The sequence below is a fragment of the Paenibacillus uliginis N3/975 genome, from assembly GCF_900177425.1.
GTDB classification, from domain to species: domain Bacteria; phylum Bacillota; class Bacilli; order Paenibacillales; family Paenibacillaceae; genus Paenibacillus_AQ; species Paenibacillus_AQ uliginis.
Genome location: NZ_LT840184.1, coordinates 2,336,693 through 2,358,517, shown reverse-complemented (window position 1 = coordinate 2,358,517; position 21,825 = coordinate 2,336,693). Strand labels below are relative to the sequence as shown.

Annotated in this window: 22 protein-coding genes; 5 read left to right on the top strand and 17 right to left on the bottom strand. The window is 43.8% G+C overall.

Features of this window, described 5'->3' with window-relative positions; translation table 11 throughout:
• Positions 1–3: 3 nt before the first annotated feature.
• From B9N86_RS11215 to B9N86_RS11165, 11 genes are all read right to left on the bottom strand, one after another.
• Positions 4–1,242 carry a DegT/DnrJ/EryC1/StrS family aminotransferase gene (locus B9N86_RS11215; RefSeq protein ID WP_208919302.1) on the bottom strand — a complete coding sequence of 413 codons (1,239 nt, stop codon included), beginning with the start codon at positions 1,240–1,242 and terminating at the stop codon, positions 4–6.
• A gap of 16 nt (positions 1,243–1,258) precedes the next feature.
• Positions 1,259–2,980, bottom strand: coding sequence for a polysaccharide deacetylase family protein (locus tag B9N86_RS11210; protein ID WP_244563032.1), 1,722 nt, complete (start codon positions 2,978–2,980; stop codon positions 1,259–1,261).
• A 74-nt stretch (positions 2,981–3,054) separates the two neighbouring features.
• Positions 3,055–4,653, bottom strand: coding sequence for an extracellular solute-binding protein (locus tag B9N86_RS11205; RefSeq protein WP_208919301.1), 1,599 nt, complete (start codon positions 4,651–4,653; stop codon positions 3,055–3,057).
• A gap of 92 nt (positions 4,654–4,745) precedes the next feature.
• Entirely contained in the window at positions 4,746–5,621 is an 876-nt protein-coding gene (locus B9N86_RS11200; RefSeq protein WP_208919300.1) for a carbohydrate ABC transporter permease, read from the bottom strand.
• A gap of 38 nt (positions 5,622–5,659) precedes the next feature.
• Complete coding sequence (locus B9N86_RS11195; RefSeq protein ID WP_208919299.1) at positions 5,660–6,628, bottom strand: ABC transporter permease; 969 nt, start codon at positions 6,626–6,628, stop codon at positions 5,660–5,662.
• Positions 6,629–7,065: 437 nt separating this feature from the next.
• Positions 7,066–7,809, bottom strand: a complete 744-nt coding sequence (locus B9N86_RS11190; RefSeq protein ID WP_208919298.1) for a GTP pyrophosphokinase — start codon at positions 7,807–7,809, stop codon at positions 7,066–7,068.
• Between the two features lie 224 nt (positions 7,810–8,033).
• On the bottom strand, positions 8,034–8,927 hold the full coding sequence (locus B9N86_RS11185; protein ID WP_210190661.1) for an EamA family transporter: 894 nt from the start codon (positions 8,925–8,927) through the stop codon (positions 8,034–8,036).
• Positions 8,928–9,269: 342 nt separating this feature from the next.
• Positions 9,270–11,015 (bottom strand): RNA polymerase sigma factor, encoded by a 1,746-nt coding sequence (locus tag B9N86_RS11180; protein WP_244563031.1) that lies wholly within the window; start codon positions 11,013–11,015, stop codon positions 9,270–9,272.
• A gap of 206 nt (positions 11,016–11,221) precedes the next feature.
• On the bottom strand, positions 11,222–11,620 hold the full coding sequence (locus tag B9N86_RS11175) for a YmaF family protein (RefSeq protein ID WP_208919296.1): 399 nt from the start codon (positions 11,618–11,620) through the stop codon (positions 11,222–11,224).
• A gap of 78 nt (positions 11,621–11,698) precedes the next feature.
• Positions 11,699–12,517, bottom strand: coding sequence for a DUF2935 domain-containing protein (locus tag B9N86_RS11170; protein WP_425298581.1), 819 nt, complete (start codon positions 12,515–12,517; stop codon positions 11,699–11,701).
• A gap of 101 nt (positions 12,518–12,618) precedes the next feature.
• Positions 12,619–13,515 carry a LysR family transcriptional regulator gene (locus B9N86_RS11165; RefSeq protein ID WP_208919294.1) on the bottom strand — a complete coding sequence of 299 codons (897 nt, stop codon included), beginning with the start codon at positions 13,513–13,515 and terminating at the stop codon, positions 12,619–12,621.
• A 131-nt stretch (positions 13,516–13,646) separates the two neighbouring features.
• Here B9N86_RS11165 and B9N86_RS11160 point away from each other — a divergent pair, with 131 nt between their 5' ends.
• Positions 13,647–14,318 carry an O-methyltransferase gene (locus B9N86_RS11160; RefSeq protein ID WP_208919293.1) on the top strand — a complete coding sequence of 224 codons (672 nt, stop codon included), beginning with the start codon at positions 13,647–13,649 and terminating at the stop codon, positions 14,316–14,318.
• 48 nt (positions 14,319–14,366) lie between these two features.
• Here B9N86_RS11160 and B9N86_RS11155 read toward each other — a convergent pair whose 3' ends face one another.
• From B9N86_RS11155 to B9N86_RS11140, 4 genes are all read right to left on the bottom strand, one after another.
• A complete protein-coding gene (locus B9N86_RS11155; protein ID WP_208919292.1) occupies positions 14,367–14,537 on the bottom strand; it encodes a hypothetical protein in 171 nt (56 codons plus the stop codon).
• Positions 14,538–14,698: 161 nt separating this feature from the next.
• Positions 14,699–15,004 (bottom strand): LLM class oxidoreductase, encoded by a 306-nt coding sequence (locus B9N86_RS11150; RefSeq protein ID WP_208919291.1) that lies wholly within the window; start codon positions 15,002–15,004, stop codon positions 14,699–14,701.
• The gene (locus tag B9N86_RS11145; protein WP_208919290.1) at positions 15,001–15,342 is read right to left on the bottom strand and encodes a DUF952 domain-containing protein; all 342 of its coding nucleotides are present in this window, start codon (positions 15,340–15,342) and stop codon (positions 15,001–15,003) included. Before B9N86_RS11145 ends, B9N86_RS11150 begins: the two co-directional genes overlap by 4 nt.
• Positions 15,343–15,399: 57 nt before the next feature.
• On the bottom strand, positions 15,400–16,299 hold the full coding sequence (locus B9N86_RS11140; RefSeq protein WP_208919289.1) for a LysR family transcriptional regulator: 900 nt from the start codon (positions 16,297–16,299) through the stop codon (positions 15,400–15,402).
• 123 nt (positions 16,300–16,422) lie between these two features.
• Between B9N86_RS11140 and B9N86_RS11135 the strand changes: the two genes are divergently transcribed.
• Complete coding sequence (locus B9N86_RS11135) at positions 16,423–17,496, top strand: branched-chain amino acid aminotransferase (RefSeq protein ID WP_208919288.1); 1,074 nt, start codon at positions 16,423–16,425, stop codon at positions 17,494–17,496.
• Positions 17,497–17,550: 54 nt separating this feature from the next.
• On the opposite strand, the gene B9N86_RS11130 is transcribed toward B9N86_RS11135, so the two are convergent.
• Positions 17,551–19,128 carry a sensor histidine kinase gene (locus B9N86_RS11130; RefSeq protein WP_208919287.1) on the bottom strand — a complete coding sequence of 526 codons (1,578 nt, stop codon included), beginning with the start codon at positions 19,126–19,128 and terminating at the stop codon, positions 17,551–17,553.
• A 243-nt stretch (positions 19,129–19,371) separates the two neighbouring features.
• Between B9N86_RS11130 and B9N86_RS11125 the strand changes: the two genes are divergently transcribed.
• The 3 genes from B9N86_RS11125 to B9N86_RS11115 all read left to right on the top strand — a co-directional run bounded on the left by B9N86_RS11125 (position 19,372) and on the right by B9N86_RS11115 (position 20,624).
• The gene (locus B9N86_RS11125) at positions 19,372–19,671 is read left to right on the top strand and encodes a hypothetical protein (RefSeq protein ID WP_208919286.1); all 300 of its coding nucleotides are present in this window, start codon (positions 19,372–19,374) and stop codon (positions 19,669–19,671) included.
• A gap of 147 nt (positions 19,672–19,818) precedes the next feature.
• Positions 19,819–20,388: a thymidine kinase gene (locus tag B9N86_RS11120; protein WP_208920221.1), complete on the top strand. Its 570-nt coding sequence runs from the start codon at positions 19,819–19,821 to the stop codon at positions 20,386–20,388.
• Between the two features lie 23 nt (positions 20,389–20,411).
• The gene (locus B9N86_RS11115) at positions 20,412–20,624 is read left to right on the top strand and encodes a hypothetical protein (RefSeq protein WP_208919285.1); all 213 of its coding nucleotides are present in this window, start codon (positions 20,412–20,414) and stop codon (positions 20,622–20,624) included.
• A 152-nt stretch (positions 20,625–20,776) separates the two neighbouring features.
• On the opposite strand, the gene B9N86_RS11110 is transcribed toward B9N86_RS11115, so the two are convergent.
• A complete protein-coding gene (locus B9N86_RS11110) occupies positions 20,777–21,643 on the bottom strand; it encodes a YitT family protein (RefSeq protein ID WP_208919284.1) in 867 nt (288 codons plus the stop codon).
• Between the last annotated feature and the right edge of the window lie 182 nt (positions 21,644–21,825).

Here is a 21,825-nt window from a genome sequence, read left to right as displayed (position 1 = left end):
CCTTTAGTTCTTGCCGACTGCATAATGAGCCGCTACTTTCTGCAAAGCACGGATAATATCCTCTACGTCTTGCTCAGAATAAAATTCGTTTAAAGGTATTTGTACAGCCGTCTGTAAAATCTCCTCCGCAACGGGACAAATTCCTTGTGAATAGGTCGTATCGCTTAAATCGAATGGAAAATGACTTCCTAAATAGGCTTGTCGGTTCTGAAACAACGGCTGCATATAACATACTTCCGGAATATAGCCTGCACGATTCGGTATCCCTTCCGCTTCAAGAGCCTTGCAGAACTCATCCCGTTCACAGGTTAGTGCGTTCATCTCCAACCTGAACATATAAAACCAATAAGTACACTCGTCATGGGTATTTACCTTGGGGATATGAATACCCGGCACGGATGATAACGCCGCATTCATTCGATCCCCGTATGTTCTTCGACGCTCACAAATCCATGGCAATTTTTTAAGCTGGGCGATGCCCACGGCACCCTGCAGCTCGGTCATTCGGTAATTCGGGGCAATAAATTGCGTGCCTCGTTCCAGCGTCGTTCCGAGTCGGCGATAATTTTTATCTGCAAAAGCATGCGTTGTTGCATAATCCTTCTCTTCCCCAGAGTTGACCAGCACTATGCCGCCGTCTCCCGTGGAAATATGCTTAAAGTCATTTGTACTGAAACATCCGTAATTCCCGATCGTTCCTACAGGTCTGCCTTTGTACTTCGTAAGATACGCCTGGGCACAATCTTCAATTACTTTGATTCCGTATCGGTGTGCTATGTCCATAATAGGATCCATATCGCAAGGATTGCCTGCAAGATGAACCACAATGATGGCCTTCGTCTTTGGTGTAATCCGAGCTTCTACGGATTTCGGATCCAAGTTGTACGTGTTCGGTTCAAGGTCGGCAAACACCGGCACGGCATTTTGATATAATATACCGATCAGTGTGCCTTGATCGGTGATCGGACTTGTAATCACTTCGTCGCCTACGGTGACACCAGCCGCACCTAACGCGACATGAAGGGCTGCAGTTCCTGATGAAGTAGCTACACTATATTTGCTTCCGTACATGACATTGAAGTCTGATAGAAAGTGTTTCACTTTTTCACCAAAATGATAAAACAGCGTGTTCTGATCCAATGCTTCTAGTAGTTGCACCGCCTCTTCTTCTCCGAATCGCTTTCCCGTACTGAACGGTGTGGTCTTACTTTGAGGACCCCCGTAGAGCGCTAGCTGTTCCATTCTGCCTAAGCCTCCTTTAAATCTGCTGTTCCGTTAAAGTTCTGCTGAAGTCGACCTGTTTATGACAAGGAACGCCGAACCGTATCACTCGATTCCCATCTTCTAATGAACGCTCACTTTCGTTTACAGGAGTCAACATCACCGCACCTTGCGGCAGTTGTTCCGCATAAAAGGATCTATCTGTTTCTACATATAACCTCGCCGAGCGGCGGGATTGTTCCCACTTCGTTATTTCTTCGCATGTCCAAAACGCATAACCCATGCTACGTGCTGCAGCTACAAGTGACCTGACAGCATCTCGAACCGCCGGAAGCTGATGAATATGCTGCTGATGAAACAGAAAATGAGCCACGCCCCGAACGCCTGCCACCGCTTCCAAAAACGGCTTGATCACCGAGACGTCCGGCAGAGATGGATGCTCAAGATCCTGAGTCAAAAATCCAATCTGTAGCACACTGTAGATCCTATTGTGTTCATCGGCCCAAGCGATAGGATAGTAGGGGTGGCAGGTTCCGAACGGAAAACCAACATTTCCTTTTTTGCTGGGACCTCGGGTCTGGTCAGCTTGTATGCCGCTGTCCTCGCACCACCGAAAGAACTCTCCCCACCCTTCGAAACGGGTGTAGTGGTTTTTGTTCGAGATGATGGATGCACCAGTGGACCTCCTGATGACGTCCAGCTGACGATTAAACTCATCTGGGCTCCAAATACCGCCTTCCTTTTCCAGAGCATTATAATGAAAAGCCAGCTCATGCCCTTGTTCTTGAATGAGCTTATAAATACTCGGAGAATAACCAGGTTCAATCATGCACCAAGTAGAACGAACTCCACACTCTTCCAGCACCTGCAATGTGGTATGCGCAGCTTCCTCTACGTTAAAGTCACTGTCATGCGAGATCATAGCAACCTGTTCTGTTCCTTCCGGCCAATAATCGAGTAACGGTAGAGTGAGTTCGAGCGCATCCGATTCCGCTATGAGCTGCTGTATCATCACTTCACGCCACAAATCGGCGTAAGGAATATGAAAGTATGGAACTCCCGTCCCGGTTACAGTACGGTCCTTATCCCAATCCATCTCGGAGCCGTCATCGGCTTTGAGTATCCCTTCATCGATGTCCCCCGTGCCATCCAAGGATGGAATACCATCCTGAAATACGGGCTCTCTTCCCTGCTGCATCCAGACGATCGTCGAAGGAATATCAACGTTCCAACGGATCAGCTTGCCCTTCCCGATGCGAAAGGTCAAACGAGCAGGAGCAATTTCTGTACCTTTTTTGCCAAGACGAAGTGTTCCATAGCTCTGTATTACAGATGAACTCTGCTCTTCAGGAATCCAAGGCTTTACACGTACCGCTCGAAGTGAAGAGTTGATGTCCCCAAAGCTCACTTCGTCCAGCTCGGCATATACCGCCTCACGGCATCGTATTTCTCTGCAGCCCAACTTGCTTGCCATTCGGTTTAAACTGCCGTAATCGATCACTGTGGCACCGTTTTTAATCCATTGTTCCAATCGGACAATATCGGTTTCTTTCTCCCCATGATGGGCGATCAGTATAATATCGGGTTCGTAGTTCTTCAGCGAGTCAGCGTCCTCAAACTTCCGGAATGGAACCCCGGCATGAGACAGTATTTCTTCGATATAAAGCTGAAAAAGATTCTGCCCATGCTTCCAGTTGTAACCAGCTGAATCCGGGTGTAGCCAAACCCCGATTTTTGCGGCATGATTCATTTCAATCATCGCTCCCTTCTCTGGTGTTGATTTTATGAAACAGAGAAATGGGGGCAACAATATGCCCCTCATTTCCTTGCGGCTCATTTGAACAATGCCTTTGGATCCTTCTCTTTGATACCTGCATTGTATTCCTGAATAATCTTGACTCCGCCCTTGTCCTTATACTCCTGGACGAGTTTATCCCAGTCGCTGACCGGACGTGTGCCGGCAATCATCTTGACCTGCTCATCCATCACATATTTTCTAAGCTCTGCCCCGCTCGTATTGTCCGACGGTGATTCCAGGCCGCTAATCGGATTCGCATAAAGTTTTATGTCTTTATACATCATTTCGATAGACTCTACCAAATCGACAAGCTGTTTCGTCTGATATGTTATAGAGTAATCATTGTCGGAATCATTAGGTGCCCAAGAGGTGTTATCCACGAAATAGGTGGATGGAGCAAGACCATCTGAAGCAAAATTCTCTTTGTTCACAGGAACGCCGTCCGTCACATCATAGCCAACGCCAATTTTACCTGACCACCAATCGAAGTCCGCATTCTTCTCGTTTCGCTCGTCCTGTGGGTAGAACTTTCGGCCGAAATCGATCATTTCCAAGATACGCTTTACCTTCTCCGGTTCAGAGGATAACTTGGCGCTCAACACCGTAATACCGTTATAACCCGCACCGGATGTCAGAGCCGTGTTGCCGTATTTATCCTGGAACGGTGCAAGGCTTACAAACTCTGCATTGGGATGGATTTTCAGCAACCCGTCCATATACTCCTGTGACATACCCCGCGGTGTCCCGATAAAAATACCAGCCTTGCCGGAATAAAACTCCTTGTTGGTGTCTCCCCAATTCAAAATGGCATAGTCCTTCGTCATGGCCCCTTGCTTATAGAGCTCGGAGAGCATCGTTATAAATTCCTTGCGTCCTTCTCCAATGATTCCCGGAATATAATTGCCGTCCTGATCTTGGTGATACCACGCATCCGGATCCCAGTACGGGCCTTGGTTGAAGTTAGGGTTGATATCTTGACCGATTGCGATACCGTAAGTATCTTTCTTGCTGTTTCCATCCGGATCATTATTCGTAAAAGCTAGAGCGACTTCTTTCAGCTCTTCATAATTTGTTGGCACTTTGAGACCCAGTTTCTCTAACCAATCCTTACGGATGACCGTAACGACCTGGTATTTAGGCGAGTACTGCGGAATGGCGTATATCTTGCCATCTACACGAACAGCATCCCATATGAAATCAGGTACCATCTTGAGTGAAGGATATTCATTGATGTATGGTTCAATCTCAAGAAATGCCCCCTGCTTCGCAAATTTGTTGTACCGGTTTTTGATGTCCGCGGACATCAATCCTACAATATCCGGAATTTTACCGGACGCAAACGTAGCATTGATCTTCTCCTCGAAAGCTGTGTTCGGAACGAAAGTGGGTTCATACTTCACGTTGAACTTCTCGTTAATCATCGTCAGCCCCGGACTTGACGTTGGCGGTGGATCACCATACCGATAATCGATCGCTGTGATGGTATACGTCTCTTCTACATTTGTAGGCTGCTTCTCACTTGTTGTTGCGGTTACGGGTTGTTCCTTCACACTCTGCGTATTCTGGCTACATGCTACCAGGCTGACCGACATGATTGCAGCCATAATGACTGTGAATCTGCGTTTTCTGGACATTTACGTCCCCCCATTTTTTCATAATAATGTGGAGCTGAGGCTCCATCTATGATTCATTCAGATGATCGCCATGGTTCGATCACCTGAAATGGTCAACCCTTTACAGCCCCCAGCATGACACCCTTGGCAAAATGCTTCTGCAAAAACGGATATACGATGAGGATTGGAACGGTTGCAAGCAGGATCGCTGCCATCTGAATCGTCTCTGGTGGTGGCGGATTATCCGTAAACATATTGTCTCCGCCAAGCGTACCGGTCGTTTCGCCAACAACAACAATTTGTCTGAGAACGACCTGAATTGTCCATTTAGCTGAATCGTTGATGTAGAGGATCGGGGCGAAGTAGTTATTCCAATGCGTTACCGCGTAAAACAAACTGAATGCGGCCAGCGTAGGTTTTGATAATGGGACAATAATCCGAGCGAAAATTTGCAAATCGTTCGCACCGTCCACGATCCCTGCTTCAATCATGTCATTCGGAATATTGATGAAAAATTGCCGGATAACAATCAAGTTAAATGGAGTAATTGCAACCGGCAGGATGAGCGACCATATCGAATCAAGCAAACCTGTCGCCTGCACCACCAAATAGGTAGGAATCATTCCAGCCGAGAACAGCAATGTGAATACAACCATAAACATTATAGGCTTCTGACCAACAATCGGTCTCGATAATGCATAGGCCATCGTGCTCGTAAAGAACAGGTTAACCGCGGTTCCGAGAATTGTTACCGTTGTTGTTGTCAGAAGAGCTTGACGAAATGTTCGTGATTTCCATATATATTCATAAGCATCTGTTGACCAGGTGGATGGCCAGAGCAGCAGCTTGCTGCCAAGAAAATCCTCATAAGACGAAAATGAGACCGAGAATAAATATAGAAACGGAAACAACATGACCGCACAAATCAGCAGCAACAAGCCGATATTGACTGAATCAAACAGCCTTTCAACAATTGATTTTTGGTTCATTGTCTACAATCTCCTTTCCGGTAGCCCGATAGGACAGATCAATACACACCTTGTTCGCCAAACCGTTTAGACAGTTTGTTGGCGCACATAACTAGCACAAGGCCGACCAATCCTTTAAAGACCCCCACCGCTGTGGAAAAGCTGTAATCGGACTGCTGAATCCCTTTGTAATAAACGTACGTATCCAGCGTATTACCAATCTGCATGTTAAACGCATTGAGTTGGAGGAATACCTGTTCGAATCCGACCTCAAGCACGTCACCGAGCCGAATAATAAGCATGATGATAATCGTACTCCGAATGGCTGGTAACGTAATGTGCCAGATTTGCCGGAAACGACTAGCACCGTCCATAACCGCCGCCTCGTATAATGCCGGGTTCACGCCCGCGAGGGCAGCAAGGAATATAATCGTTCCCCATCCAGCTTCCTTCCATATGACCTCAAACACCAGAAACAGTCGGAAATAGTCTGGTTCCGTTAAGAATCCGATACTTTGCTGTACACCGAACAATTCCCTTAATGCATCGTTAACCAATCCCTCATTTCTGAAAAAAATCGTAACGATCCCAACAACAACAACCCACGATAAAAAGTGAGGCATGTAAACTACCGACTGCATCAAGCGTTTCAACAGCGGATTAGCCACCTCGTTCAGCATGATGGCGAGCAGAATCGGCGCAGGAAACGCAAATGCGATCTGTAAAAATGAGATGACCAGGGTGTTCCATATGACCTGCAACACTTCGGGATTTTCAAATATCCGGCGAAAGTTGTCTAACCCGACCCACGGGCTATCCGCAATTCCCATGAAGGGGCTAAAATTTTTAAATGCGATGGTAATACCCAGCATCGGCAAATACCGATAAATAAGAAAATATAAGAGACCTGGAAGCAGTAGCAGATATAAATAACGGTCCTTCCACATTCTCGTTCGAACCTGCTGCCAGCGATTACGTTTTGGTACGGTGTGTTTCAACTCATCAGTGGTCTGAATGACGGTTTCCAATCCCTTCACTCCCTTCTTGCGGGATCCATATTTGCATAACAAGTCGATTTTTCTCGTTATTCCGTTGTTTAATGAATAAAAATCATGGATGCTGTACTCCTCTCTCGAAAATGCACCGAAGCATTAAGTAAAGTAAACGCTATCATTTTATGTTGGATGTATTGACCGATTATGCATTCTGACAGAGCTATATATGTCTCATTCGCTAAATATCCTTTGGGTGTCATTCATGTCAGTCAATTCACATACATGTATTTTACTTGTATATAAAGTTAAATGTCAATTCAATTTTTAGACTTAATTTCATGAAATTTTAGTTAGAGATGACATAGACGCTTCTTTAGCTCGGTTTGCAGATCATAAGAATCATAACAAAAGGACTCTACGATAGTTCGCAGAGTCCTCGATTCATTTCCAATGGCTACTAAGATAACAATTTATAAATCCTTCTTAAGTACTTCGATCAGCCCAGCAGGCAGTTTAAATTGTTGATTGTTCATTTGAAAGCTTCGAAGTTCTTCTAACAGTGCTTCCTCAGCATGCGAGTCCTTGATAAGCTGAACATCACGCTGCAGCCGTTCCATTTGATGATCAAGATCGTTTGCCGTATCCGCCGCAGCTTTCAGCTCAAGCAGCAGCTTTTCCGGTACAGACTGGTTGTATTTGTAAAATATTTTGTGCTCCAGGCTTGCCCAGAAATCCATGGCTATAGTCCGTATCTGCACTTCCACACACACATTCTCTACACGGTCAGACAAGAACACGGGTACTTCGACGAGTAAATGAAGACTTTGGTATCCATTTGGCTTCGGATTTTTAATGTAATCCTTCACGTTTATCACTTTCAGATCGCTTTGCTTCTGCAACATTTCACTGACTTTGTAAGTATCGGAGAGAAAAGAGCAGGTGATGCGCAAACCCGCAATATCTTTAATATTTTCTTCAATGGATTCCAGAGAAAGATCGTTTCCTTTACGGTACAGCTTCTTTAAAATACTTTCCAAGGATTTTAACCTTGTTTTCGTGTGCTCAATCGGACTGTAGTCATGCAGAGCCTGAAACTCCTCTTTCAATATCTCGATTTTTGTCTCGATTTCATCCAAGGCGAACTTATATTTCATCATAAATCGGGTAATTTCATTTCGGATTGTTTTAATTTGTCCTATTTGCTGTTGGTTCATCTCAAGTCGTCCTTTCGGTTACGTGATGGATCAAATGAGTAAATAGCATCATTTCTTCTCTCCTATAGATTTTAAGCCTTTAAGGAGCATCACTGCAACTTTCTATGGCTATGATGGGCTGTAAGTATCCGTTTTCGTTCCGAACCTTCGGCTAATTGTCAAAAACTTTCACACTTATATATTAACATTCAAGCTCTTTTCCCGCTTCCACCTGCCTTCATCCTTTATATTTTTTGTGCTGTCTTAGCTCTAACAGTTGCTATTTGCGGATACACGATACCTAAAAGGATGACCAATACCCCAATCCATTGCAATCCCGTGACAAGCTCATTCAAAAAAAGGACAGATACGATCACTGCAACCGGTAGCTCTCCTGCTCCAAGTATGGTTGCCAGCCCCGTGCTAATCTTAGGCGCACCCATGGCGAACAGCAGAACCGGAAGCACCACCCCAAATATGCCCAGTATTAGTCCATATATCCACAGGCCGTCGACAGGCGATACCTCTATAAATACTTTGGGCGTAAATAGCACAGTTAACAGGATCAATCCGCCACATGACATATAGAAGCTGCGGGTAATCGGCGGCATTTGTGTCTCCACTCTCCCGCTGAAAAATACAAACAACGCCATCATGAGAGCGGCAGCGAGTCCCAGCAACGCGCCTTTTATATTAAGCTGGAGATGATCTGCTCCGAGCAATCCTCCTGCTAATATCGTACCGATGAACAATATCACGATAGACACCAGTGTTGGTTTGTCAGGCATTGACCTGTTCACAATCGCTTCAATAATAACCCCCATCCATGTGAACTGGAACAGAAGCACTACTGCGATGGATGCGGGAATACTCTGCAGGGATAGATAATAAAATACCCCTGTTAAACAGGTGCACAGACCGACACACGCAAGTCTTACAAACTGTTTAAGTGTCACTTTTCTTCTCGCAAAAAATAGCATTAGAACAAGCAGGATCATCCATCCCGTTCCGAATTGGCTTATCATGACTTCTTCGAACACAAACCCTTTGCTATATGCCAGCTTGACTACCGTCGACAGAATACCGAAACAGCAAGCTCCCAAAAATACATACAGCGAATTCTTTAGCAATTGAAACAAGATTCTCTCCCCCATAGAAAAACCCCACTTTTTTTTGTTTTGGATACCAAAAAACAAAAAAAAGTGGGGTTGAAAAATGCGATATCAAATTATTGTTATATTGTATGCTAAATTATGGTGAATGTAAATGGTCGCGACTCTTATAGTGCGTGTTCAAAAAGGTCGGTTTTCAGCACCGAGAAGGTTGGATGAAGCTAGGGACTGAGGAGCGGAGCGTACGTTTTGGGTACGTGAGCACCGGAAGGACCGGCTGAATTCAAGATTCGATGCCGAGCACACTTCCTGATTCACTTCGTGATCAAAAGCGGACTTTTTGAACATCCTCTTATAATCTTTTGCGCTTTACAACCCTTTCAGAATCTTACGCAGTACCCCAACCGCCTTCGCCTCTTCTTCTTTAATTAGACGCAATTGTTCAATATCCTCAGATCTTGACTGTCCATTCGGCGTCCCTCCTTCAGGGAACGGATACCGTTCATGCAGCTTATCAAAATGTTTCGTGATATTTCGATAAGCAGCTTCCGCCTTACCGAACCAATCCCGGATGTTCCGGTCTTGATCCTGTTCCGTTGGCCAGATTTCCAGAAGCTCCTTGAAAAATGCAGCCGCATTACCTCGAGCGTCCCTGACCACAGCGATATTGTAAGCATTCCCGTTCGGCTCAATGCTGCCATTCTCGAAAGCTTTCATCCACACATCGTACCCTGCCAAACCTTTAACACTATCAACTGGGATATTTTCCTCTTCCCCATCGTAATGCTCCAAAATCGATTGCAGTGCATTTTGCAGCTGTTCACGTAATGAGACCTTGGTGTAGTCCTCAATAGCAAGTACGAAGATTTCTTCGAGCACACTGCGTCCTAGATTATCATAAGACAGCGAATCTTTTCTTCCGCATTCCTCGGCGAACAAGGATCTCTGCGCATCATCATACCCATATATAATACCAAACTCCGGGAAAAATAGATCCCACGCCAGCACTGGTACTCCCCGGTCCAGGGAACGGTGTATAAGGTTCAATGCCTCCGGTAGCGCATGATGGATATCACGTTTCTCCATTGCGTTAACGTTTAGTTGGTCTTGTTGAAGCAAGTTCTTATTGGGACCTATTCCAGCCAACTTCCCATCTACCGTCTTAGAGCGGAAGCCCATGTTTTTTAATCCCCTTGTCAGAACGTCTGCAAAGTTGTACGTTGTTGGGCCGGCGATATGAACGCTATCTGGTACGATATTAATTCGGAACGCGTGACCTGTAAGACCCATGATCATAGGGAGTGACAACTTATAGTCCGTATATTGGAGCATTTTATAGATCGACTCTGCAGCCGATGTACATGTTCTGGCCTCTGATAAAGTATCTTTGTACGTAAGCACCGTTTTTTTCACAATCCCCAAATCCCTTCTCGATTTAATATAGGAGTCAACTGTGACACGGATTTTTTGTTGAATAACTTTTTTTCGCGATCGAGAAATAATCTGGTACACATTGGCTGTCTTAAGCTGAAATAGATTCGCAATTTCCTGTGGGGACAGCTGTTCGAAGAAATGGGATTCAAAAATTAGACGTTCCCTCGGCTTGAGACATTGAATGATCTCCGTCAAGACACGAAGTGTTTCCTTCTGCATCAACCGGCTTTCCGGGACAGCTGATATAAACGTGTCCTCCATGTGGGTCTGGTTAAGACGCCGCAAAATACCATCGAGATCATTCCAATCTGCGGAATCATTAGCATCCCGGTCCATGATGGAAGCCAGCGCGGTAAACGACTGTTCCTTCACAGCTGCTGTGCTGTTCAGTCTAGAGAACGCCTGATTGCGAACAATTCGGTGAACCCAGGGCAGGAATCGTTCCACATCGACCAGTTTACCAAGATGCATAAATGCTCGAATGAGAGCATCCTGTACAATATCCTCTGCCAGGAAGGATTCTTGAGTATACGCTCTGGCATAGCGGTACACCTTGGCACGATGCCGACGAACCAGTTCTCCAAACGCCTCGTTTTCACCTGACTGAGCCCGCTTCACCAGTTCTCCGTCTTCTAGCTCTTCCCAATCCTTGATGCTGCTGTCTTCCAAAGTATTCAACATATAACCCCGCTTTCAAAAAGTTGACCTGCTATATAGACTCGGGAAGTTCTTGATTTCTGACAATTCCTCAAAAAAAATGACCCATAATTTAAATTACCATATAGCGCCTTTAATTTGAGGATATGATTTCTATCTTTTAGCAAATCGGATTAGAGAACGTAAAAAAGACTGCCCGAGACAGGCAGCCCTCATTATTCCATTTAGGTTTAATAGTTTTTTTCATTCCCTGTGTTTCCAGCGTATTTATGGGTATGTGGAATTGCTCCATTAACCGTAGTGTAGCCTTCAAAATGATGATAATGGCCCCCTTCCGGTAAAGGGAATGCTGGCCCTGTCGTGCCTCTAATCGTATGCTTGTGCCCATCATTAAATGAAGTTACGGCATAATAATTGTGGACATGCGGAACTCCAGTTGGTGCAGCCTCTGTAATGCCGGCATAATGATGATAATGACCTACATCATACGAAGTATCACCGGAAAATGGATGAACATGAAGGTTAACAGGTCTACCGTCCCAGGAAGTAATAAACAACTTATGAGAATGTTCAGAATTAGCATCAGAATCGTTTAAACAGAACAAAACCCCTTTTACTGGTTTGCTCACAGATAAAAACCTCCCTAGATCCCATATTCAGATTCAATATATGTGAATTTAGAGAAGATGGTTCGATATCCTTGCAGCTTAGAAAAGCAATTCTTTTTTGTTGACATGATGACCTGATAAGGATCGATCAAACATTTCAAGAATGAAGAGGAACCTTTCGGCTTCGCGGAATACGTGGTCTGCCAACAACGGATGAATAATGCTCTTTATTCGGCACTGCTCAATCAAGTCAGCCGCTGTTTTCTTGAAATCGCGAAGGGACTTTACCGATACTTTGTTTTCATCGACAAATTGGCTTAATAGCGGAACAGTTTGTGATTGTGGTCGCATCGAGCTTAGATCTATAGCTTGAAACATCAATTGATCAAACTCATGACCGAACTCCCTAGCCTGCTCTACAAGCTTCCGCTCTGATGGGTCCAGCAAATGGCCTATAAATTTTGCATGGTCAGCCATGATTCTTAAGAAAAATACATTTTCGTCTATAATCGCATCATGCAGAGGCTCCAGTTGCCCACAATTCAGCTCATCAAGGCGGTTTCGAAAATAATTCGCTTCCCTGCTCACATGATCGACTAATAGCGGAAAATTGGTCCCCCCTGGAAGTTTGCATCGCAATATGAGACCGAGCACCTTTCTTTTAAACGCCCAAATATGGGTTGCCGCGTTTTGAACCTCGCAATTAAACTCCCTAATCGTGGAAGGATCCGTATTTAAAGAATATGCGTGGGACCTTCTCTCGATATCTTCGAAAGTGGCTTGAAACTGCATCGCCTCAGCAATAAGCTGGGTATCTTCGCATCTAAAGCCTAATCGAAGAAACAAGGAATGCTCCTTCATGATTCTAGACCAAAACCGTATCTCGTCTAACGAGCGTGCCACGAAAGCATCTGTCAACCTCATCCCTCCTCCTGTAAATTTTAATTATCCTCATTTATTTGAAATATATGTAATATGCTTGTTTCAATATGCTGGAACTTGGAAATTAGGTAATCTCACTATTTGATATATGGATTTTGACGGATCATCTGAATGAGGTTCATTGAGGAAGCTGACAATGTCTCGTTTTTTCGTGTACAAATGGCAATTGTATTTTTTAAATGGATCCCTTCAACATAAACGCGGGACAACTCCCCACGTTCTACATATTCGCGTACAACTAATGATGAGACAAAGTTTGCACCGTATCCGGCAATAACAGCTGTGATCGCTTCATGCAGTCCGTTAAATTGCAAAGATATTGTAGGAACTGATGAATTGTATGTGCGACATAAAGATAGTAGTCTATCCCGAGTTGAACTGCCTTCCTCACGCATGACAAAAGGTTCTTTCATCATTTCCGACAGAGTAACTTGCTGATTCGCATATCGGTGATTAGGTGCAACTACAAACCATAGCTCGTCCTGAAACAATTCTTCTGTCAGAATCGTATCTGGATATTTCTCGGCTATCCCCCCATAAATAGCGATATCCACATCTACATTTAAAAGCTGCTTCAGTGCATCACTTGAATTGGTCGTAGTAATCATCATTTCAACATGTTCATATTGTTGTTTGAACTTTGCGATCCAAGCGGGTATCAGGAAGTGAGCGGGTAAATACGTTGCGGCTAATCTAATGCATCCTTTCGTACCATTACGATAATCCTGAGCGAATTGTTCAATTTGCTGTTCAACCGCGAAGAGTCTTTTTGCAAGTAGAGCAAGCTCTTCACCAGCATCTGTTAGTGCAATCCCTCTTCCTAGAGGCTTAAGCAGGGTGAGTAACAACTCTTTCTCAAATTTTTTAATTTGAGCGGTAATAGCTGGCTGACTTATATTTAACAATTCCGAAGCGCGTGTCACGCTTCCAGTAGATGCGACCACATGAAATAAGCGTAATGCATGTAAATTCATTTATAAGCTCCCTTCGCTTCAAATATATATATTATATATATGAATCAACTAGAAACATATATTATTTTTATGATTAATTCTCACATACAATACAGCTGAAGGTAAAAAATTCAAAAGGAGAAATGATAAGTATGAATCAAATGAATACTTGGGTGAAGGTGGATGAGTATATTTCGGAGCGTCTGATTCCATATGACTCGGTACTGGAACAAGTGTTGTCCGCAAATCAACAGGCAGGGTTACCACCCTATGATGTTACACCAAGTCAAGGGAAGTTATTAAACTTATTAGCTCAAATGAAAGGCGCAAAACGAATTTTGGAGATTGGTACATTGGGGGGATACAGTACAATCTGGTTGGCGAGAGCACTGCCGTCTGATGGACAATTAGTGACATTGGAACTAGACCCAGTTCATGCTCAGGTAGCACAGGCGAACATATCCCTAGCTCAGCTAAGTGGTATTGTAGAACTTCGAGTAGGAGAAGCTTTAGATCAATTGGCTCAAATGGAAAGTGAGGGCGTAGAGCCCTTTGACTTTATATTAATTGATGCTGACAAACCAAATAATCCAAACTATCTAAAATGGGCACTTCATCTGTCTTATCCTGGAACTGTTATTATTGGAGATAATGTCATTCGTGAAGGCGAAGTTATAAATGAAAATAGTCAAGATCCCCGTGTCAAGGGAGTAAGGACGTTTTATGATCTGTTAGCTGATGAACCCAAGATTACGGCAACTGCCATTCAGACTGTTGGCAGTAAAGGTTATGATGGTTTTGTATTAGGTATTGTAAATAGCTAATACAATCTTCATCAGTAGCATAAGGGGGTGTCCCAAAGATTTTAGATCTTACGGGGCAGCCTTTACTTCTGTTGGAAGACGCTCCACGTACGAAACATTCCTCCCATCGCTGTTGCCCCCGAATTTCTTGAACGGTCTTGGTAGATAGGGAAATTCGGGGGCAAAGGCGATCGCTCCGCTTGTCCGGAATTGCTTCGTCCCCTCCGCTGCTTCGTGCATATCCCACTAAAAAAGACAAAAAGAAATCGCCCTCTGGTAAAATGGAAGTGTCTAGCCACCATTTAAAGGAGCGATTTCTTTGTACATTCAATATAGGATGGACCAACTCTGTCTGCTCAGCTCCTAGACAACGTAGACAATGCCGGAGCATCCTTCCCGTCCTATCGGAAGTGTCCGTTTTGGGGACGTAACAATCCAAGATGATCTCTCAATGTCACGCCTTCGTATTCTGTACGAAAAAGATCCTGCTTCTGCAGCACAGGAACAACCTCATTCACAAACTCGTCCATGCCTCCCGGCAAAACCGGTGCCATAATGTTGAAACCGTCGCAGCCGTATCCTTCGTACCATTCCTGCATAAAAGCAACTAGCTGTTCGGGTGTGCCGACAAACTGCTTATGACCTCGAGCACCCAACACTTTTCTCCCCAACTCTACAATAGGCAGCTTTTCCTTGTAGAATTTCACTGAAGCACTCCTGTTGGCAACGTGAAGTTTCCGTCCTCGTCTGGTATAAACTCTACAATCTGGGTGACCGCATCTAAATTTAAAGGTCCATATATATGTGGAAAAAGCTTTCCTAACTCGTACAAGTCTTCATACACGATGTTAGATTCAACCTTCTCTTCATCTATAAACATCAAGAAGAGTCCGGTTTGACCTTTGTATATAGAATTCGCAACGTCAACAACCTGATCCGGTTTGGAGCAGTGAATAAAGCCTTCTTTTTCTAAACTTGCTGGAGCGTATTCCCCATCCTGAAGGGTCTGCCTCCAAGCCGGATAACTCAAGATATGCATAATCATAGATTCGCCCACCTTTCATTCATATGAGTAAATCATATATTATCATTAATAAATTCGCTATATGAACCTCTCTCTAAAACTGTCAATGAAACGCTGAGCACTCTTGGATAAATAATGGTCCTTGAGCCAGACAATCCCCACTTCGGATTGGAAGTCTGCATCTTCAATATCTAGCATCTGAACAACGCTGACGGGGTACGATGATATGACCGATTTAGGAAAGATCGTCGCTCCGATCCCGCTTGCTACAAGTGACATAATAATCGCCACACTCGAACATTCACAGATAATATTAGGCTGAAAGCCGTGACGCTTGCATTCATTCATGACCTGCTCATGCATACGTGTCGTCTTGTCCGTCTTCAAGGTCAGAAATGGAAAGTGTGCAAGCTCCTTCATCTGTACGGTCTTTTTTCCGATTTGAGAAGTCCACGAACTTGGAATGACGGCTACATAAGGATCTGAAGGAAGAGAAAGCACTTCACAATGATCAATATGTGTAATTGCTTCAAAAGGAAGCCTAGCTACAACCAGTTCAATGACTCGTTTCTGCAGCAGCTCTCCCAAATAAATATGATCCCCCTCCAGAATCTTAAAGGTCACCTGCGGGTATGTTTCTCTAAACAGCTGGATGCGGTGCGGCAACAATGATATACAGGATACCACGGATCCAAGTGAGAGAACTCCCCTTACACCTTCTTCTATCTCCTTGACTTCCTTAATGGTTTCATCGAACTGTGCCAGCAAAATCTCTGCCCTCTGCCTAAGAAGCTCCCCTGCTTCCGTCAGGTTTAGGCGTTTAGGGGTGCGGTCAAATAATCTGACGCCCAGCTCTTCTTCCATCAGCTTCAGCTGACGGCTAAGCGGTGGCTGCTCCATATTCAACTGCTTGGCCGCACGGGTGACTTGACCTTCCCTGGCAATGGCAAGAAAATACTTCATTTGTCGCATGTCCATAACATTCACCTGTCCGCCCATACCTAAATGATATGATAATTAAACAAAATAGATACTTTAAATATACCTTCTGAAATGATAGCATTCAATTAAGAATAAATATGTTAGGGAGCGATGGGAACAATGGCTAGATCAATAGATATCCAAACAACAACGAAGAAAAAACAAAAACCGCTTCAACATGAGTTAGGGTTCGGCATTCACTTTACAGATCACATGTTCATTATGGATTACGCTGACGATCGAGGTTGGCATGAACCCCGAATCGTGCCTTATCAACCAATCGTACTGGATCCCGCTGCCAAAGTATTTCATTACGGCCAGACGATTTTTGAAGGATTGAAAGCATTCAAAACCACGGAAGGCAAGGTCCTTCTTTTCAGACCGGAAAGAAATATTCAGCGTCTAAACCGTTCCAATGAACGTCTGGGTGTGCCGGCATTGGATGAAGAGTTAGCTCTTGATGCTTTGAAAAGCCTAATCGCCGTTGATCAGGAATGGATTCCTACGGAACCCGGAACCTCTTTATATATCCGCCCGTTTGTTATTGCAACGCAGCCGGCGCTTGGGGTTGATGCTTCAACCCAGTATCAGTTCATCATCATCATGTCGCCGGTAGGCAACTACTACGCAGAAGGTGTGAACCCGGTTAAAATATTTGTAGAAAGTGAATATGTACGTGCGGTAAGAGGCGGAATTGGTGAAGCTAAGACTGCCGGTAACTATGCTGCCAGCTTGAAGGCACAAGAAGTTGCTAAGGAAAAGGGTTACTCCCAGGTTCTGTGGCTGGATGGTGTCCACCGTAAATACATCGAAGAGGTCGGCAGCATGAACGTCTTCTTCAAGATCAATGGAACCGTTCATACTCCTGCGTTAAATGGAAGCATCCTGGACGGCATTACTCGGAGCTCGATTATTCAGTTGCTACAGCATTGGGACATTCCGGTGGAAGAGAGTACGATGTCCATCGAAGACCTGTTCAAAGACGCCAAGAGCGGCGCTCTGGAGGAAGCATTCGGCACAGGTACTGCAGCTGTCATTTCTCCGATCGGTGAGCTTAACTGGCTTGATGAAAAACTAGTCATATCTGATGGCAAGACAGGTGAAATCTCCGGCAAGTTGTACGACACATTAACAGGCATTCAGCGCGGAACCATACCGGATCCGTTCGGCTGGATGGTAGAAGTAAACATCTAGATGTAATAACAACAAGGTTCCTGGAGATGTTCAATCCTGGGAGCCTTGTTCTTTTTATATTGTAGAAACTGGATCTTCTGAAATCGGTAGCCTAATCGTGAAGACCGTTCCCTTCTCCAACTCACTTTGAACGGAAATCGAGCCTCCATGATCCTCCACGATTTTTTGACACAAGGATAACCCAAGCCCTGTTCCTTCTTCTTTGGTTGTATAAAACGGATCAAAAATTTGAACGATATCTGCTTCGGCTATTCCCTTCCCTGTATCCGAAACTTCAATTATTGCAGTCTTTCCCTCTATATGTAATGAGAAATGGACATGACCTGTCGTCTCCATCGCCTGAAATGCGTTACGTATGAGGTTAATCATGACCTGGATGATTTTGTCCCTATCCATGTAGACCATAGCCCGATCATCCAGAATATCCATCGTAAACGAATGACCGCGCGAGGCCGCTTCGGATTCACAAAGGGAGAAGACTCTGGTCATACAAAAACGCAAAGAATCCGGTTTCATATTGCTCGCATGAGGTTTGGAAAACTGAAGAAACTCTGCCGTCAGCTCTCCGACCCGCGTTATTTCACCCATGATGACTTCATACCATGGCTCAATGTTGTAATTTTGAATTTTGGATAGCTGGACAAACCCTTTTATCGCTGTTAATGGATTGCGGATTTCATGGGCCATACCGGCCGCTAACTCGCCAACCGTTTTCATTTTAGCGGAGCGCATGAATTCTTCCTGGGTTTTTAGCCAGCTTTCTCTGCGCATTTGGAATATCCGTTCTTCGGCCATGCTGATGATTTCTTGAAATGTTGATGCTTCTTGGGGAAATTTAGTTACGCTGTAGGTGATCTGTATGCCGAGTTCATCAAAAGGCATTAAATCCTTTACCCTGTCAGTAGATGGTAGAAGAATCGCAAACCGATCTCCTGCATATCGGGCGGAACCAAGCATGTTCGTGAAGTGGTTTTGTATTGAGCGTGAAAAATGGATAAGAATCTCATTCGCTGTGGCTATATCTTTGGCATTCAATGATTTGAAGTTGTTAATATCGAGCAGTACAAGCTGAAAGTTAGTCCTGTTATCGGTAAGCTCTTGAACGGTTTTCATGTAGCCTTCGTAATTCAGAAAACCGGTAAGCGAATCATGATTAATGAGGTAATCGTTCTGCTTCGTTAAAGTTATTTTCTCAGATTCAATACGGATCATAATATGTAACGTCATAATGATAACAAACGATGATATGATATCAAAAATCGATACGAGCAAGTTATATTCATCTAATGGCGTGTAGGTCAGTCGAATGATGGAGTATTGCATGACTAACAGAAAGGCCACGGGCATCGTCTCTTTAAACTTCTCTTTGTCCTGGATTAGATTAATAATCACGATGTAGTAAAGCAGTATACACCAATTTAAATTGCTAACGAAATGAAATGCGCCTAAAAAGATAAACTGAAATACTTTTAGTCTCGGGTATTTACGATCTAGAGCCAAACTTATTGATAATGACAAACCTGTAAAAATCATCAGTCCCAAACTCGCATCTTTCCCTAATGAAATCGATGAGACGATAATAAATAGGGATATAAAAGGAACAAACAGGAGTTTGATAATATTAATAGACAATCGAAATCACTCCCAAACTCAACTTACAAATGTTACTAATCATTCACTTCCATATGTTATAACATAAATAGGTGTTCTGAACAGTTAAATTACAAAAAGCCGCGATAAACACGCTCAATTTCTCAATCAGTGATGATCCAGAGAAAACTTTAATCCATATGGGTATTGGCACAGGTACATCTATCCTTACCGTCATACTATACCCAAGATAAACACACAACTTAACGAGAAGGAGCTGTTGTAATGGCTGGTCTTGGAGGAGTAACAGGCGGAGCTGAAACAGGATACGTAAGAAGCGAAAAAGGTGTTCCTGATGTTCACATGAAAACAGAATGGGGTGGGCATTCCCATGTGGCCGGCTCTGGGCATCACATGACTGGACATAAATATGGCCAAATGCATGGTCACGTCCATCACGATCATATGCATGGTCACGGTTGTGTACCTGCACCAATTCATGTACCTGTTGTCAAAAAAGGTGTCGCCCCAGAACTAATTCTGTTTATTTTACTCGTTATCATCATTCGGTGTTTTCACTATTAAACATAGGCTTGATTAGACTAAAGATTGCATTGTAGTCAAATGACTGCAATGCAGTCTTTATTTTCATAAGAATTGTTATTTACACACACCACCTGATAATGAGAAAATGATATGTACTTTACATGTTCAATGGGAAAGGAAATGAGAATGGCACAGTTATATTTCAAATATGGAGCAATGAACAGCGGAAAATCGATTGAAATTTTGAAAGTCGCACACAACTATGAGGAACAAAACAAACCGGTCCTGATCTTCACTTCCGCCATAGATAACCGCGATGAAGTTGGATATGTCTCCTCCCGGATCGGCCTTAGAAGACAAGCTACTCCAATCATGGAGAATACTGATATATACGGAATTGTAAGCAATCACGAACCTAAACCTTACTGTGTTCTCGTTGATGAATGTCAATTCTTAAGCAAGGACAGTATCCTGCAGCTGGTTCGTATTGTCGATGAGCTGGATGTCCCGGTTATGGGTTTCGGACTCAAGAACGATTTTCAGAATGAGCTCTTTGAAGGAAGCCGCTTCATGCTGTCATATGCAGATAAAATCGAAGAAATGAAAACGATCTGCTGGTTTTGTGAACGTAAAGCGATTATGAACCTTCGGGTAAAAGACGGAAAGCCGATCTACACCGGAGAGCAGATCGTCATTGGAGGGAACGACACCTACTTCCCCGTCTGCCGCAAATGTCACACCAATCCCCCACTATAATTAAAGGAGACACAACCAACGTCATGCCAATTGTCAGACCTCTGATTACGGACCAGGATTTTCAGGAAGCTGCGGATTTCCAGTACAAAATTCGAATATTTAAAGATAATCATCTCATTGATTCCGGCACGATCGTTATTCGGTTTACGGATGAGACGATTATTACACAATCCGGAGTAAGCACTCTCGGTTACCATAAACGTGAAGAGTGCGAATTTTTTGAGGTTCGGAAATAAATCAATCTAAAACATGAAGCCCTTTGCTTAGGTTATACCTGTAAAGGGCTTTTTGTTGGATTTAGATGATTAAAATTTGTATGACTCTCTTCATAATAAAAAAGCATCCCATGCGTTCTGACACATGAGATGCTTTCTGTAGTCTAATTCGTCTAATGAATATCTTTCTTCACGATGCTGCCGCCAAGTACATCCGCAACATTTTGAATCGAAATAAATGCGTTCTTATCGATTTCCTGGACGACGGTTTTCAGCTTGGAAACTTCAAGTCTGTTGACTACACAGTAAATCATTTGAGTCTCTTCCTTGGAGTAACCTCCTCTACCATACAGCAGAGTCGTGCTGCGTCCCAGCCGGTCGTTAATCGCATCTGAAATATCCTCATAATCATTGGAGATGATTGTAACGGATTTGGACTCGTCCAAACCTTCAACAACAATGTCCATAACTTTCGCTGCGATATAATAGGTGAAGATGGAGAACATCGCTGAATCGGCACCGAAGACGAAGCCAGCCACAATAAAAATAAATACGTTGATGAACATAACGATCTGGCCAACAGGTATACGCAATTTTTTGGAGAGAAGAATTGCAACGATTTCCGTGCCGTCAAGCGCCCCGCCGTAACGGATTACTAACCCTACCCCAAATCCAAGAATCAGTCCGCCGAAGAGAACGGCCAATATTTTTTCATTCGTAAAAGGCTCAACATCATGAAGCAGCCCCGTTGTAACCGACAGGACGATAATGCCGTACAGCGTGGATAAGGCAAACGTTTTGCCAATTTGCTTGTAACCAATAAACAGAAAAGGGAGGTTGAACAAGAAAAGGAACAATCCAAGTGCTATTGGAGTAACTTTGGATAAAACGATAGAAATACCAGTTATCCCTCCATCAATAATGGTGTTAGGGACGAGGAATACTTCGAGAGCGACGGCCATCATGACAGCTCCGAGTGTGATGAAAATGATACGTTTAATGATCTCGCCGACAGATAGCTTTCGGTGTTTTTTGGACATTCAGAGAACCCCTTCGGTGTAGAATATTACCGCTTTGGCGATAATTGTCGAAAATTTACTTTATAATAATATAGGAATTCTAAGCAATGTTCAAATATTGTTGCCTAATATCAACATTCTCTCCTGTACAACTTGAAAAAATCATCCACGATTAATATCTTCTAACAACGTTTTTCGAACCC

Coding starts and splice junctions, on each gene's coding strand:
- B9N86_RS11140 (WP_208919289.1), bottom strand. CDS start 16,299: ATGGACATGCGACAAATGAAGTATTTTCTTGCCATTGCCAGGGAAGGT.
- B9N86_RS11115 (WP_208919285.1), top strand. CDS start 20,412: ATGCCAATTGTCAGACCTCTGATTACGGACCAGGATTTTCAGGAAGCT.
- B9N86_RS11110 (WP_208919284.1), bottom strand. CDS start 21,643: ATGTCCAAAAAACACCGAAAGCTATCTGTCGGCGAGATCATTAAACGT.
- B9N86_RS11205 (WP_208919301.1), bottom strand. CDS start 4,653: ATGTCCAGAAAACGCAGATTCACAGTCATTATGGCTGCAATCATGTCG.
- B9N86_RS11125 (WP_208919286.1), top strand. CDS start 19,372: ATGGCTGGTCTTGGAGGAGTAACAGGCGGAGCTGAAACAGGATACGTA.
- B9N86_RS11190 (WP_208919298.1), bottom strand. CDS start 7,809: ATGAACCAACAGCAAATAGGACAAATTAAAACAATCCGAAATGAAATT.
- B9N86_RS11155 (WP_208919292.1), bottom strand. CDS start 14,537: ATGCACGAAGCAGCGGAGGGGACGAAGCAATTCCGGACAAGCGGAGCG.
- B9N86_RS11120 (WP_208920221.1), top strand. CDS start 19,819: ATGGCACAGTTATATTTCAAATATGGAGCAATGAACAGCGGAAAATCG.
- B9N86_RS11215 (WP_208919302.1), bottom strand. CDS start 1,242: ATGGAACAGCTAGCGCTCTACGGGGGTCCTCAAAGTAAGACCACACCG.
- B9N86_RS11135 (WP_208919288.1), top strand. CDS start 16,423: ATGGCTAGATCAATAGATATCCAAACAACAACGAAGAAAAAACAAAAA.
- B9N86_RS11180 (WP_244563031.1), bottom strand. CDS start 11,015: ATGTTGAATACTTTGGAAGACAGCAGCATCAAGGATTGGGAAGAGCTA.
- B9N86_RS11165 (WP_208919294.1), bottom strand. CDS start 13,515: ATGAATTTACATGCATTACGCTTATTTCATGTGGTCGCATCTACTGGA.
- B9N86_RS11160 (WP_208919293.1), top strand. CDS start 13,647: ATGAATCAAATGAATACTTGGGTGAAGGTGGATGAGTATATTTCGGAG.
- B9N86_RS11145 (WP_208919290.1), bottom strand. CDS start 15,342: ATGATTATGCATATCTTGAGTTATCCGGCTTGGAGGCAGACCCTTCAG.
- B9N86_RS11200 (WP_208919300.1), bottom strand. CDS start 5,621: ATGAACCAAAAATCAATTGTTGAAAGGCTGTTTGATTCAGTCAATATC.
- B9N86_RS11210 (WP_244563032.1), bottom strand. CDS start 2,980: ATGATTGAAATGAATCATGCCGCAAAAATCGGGGTTTGGCTACACCCG.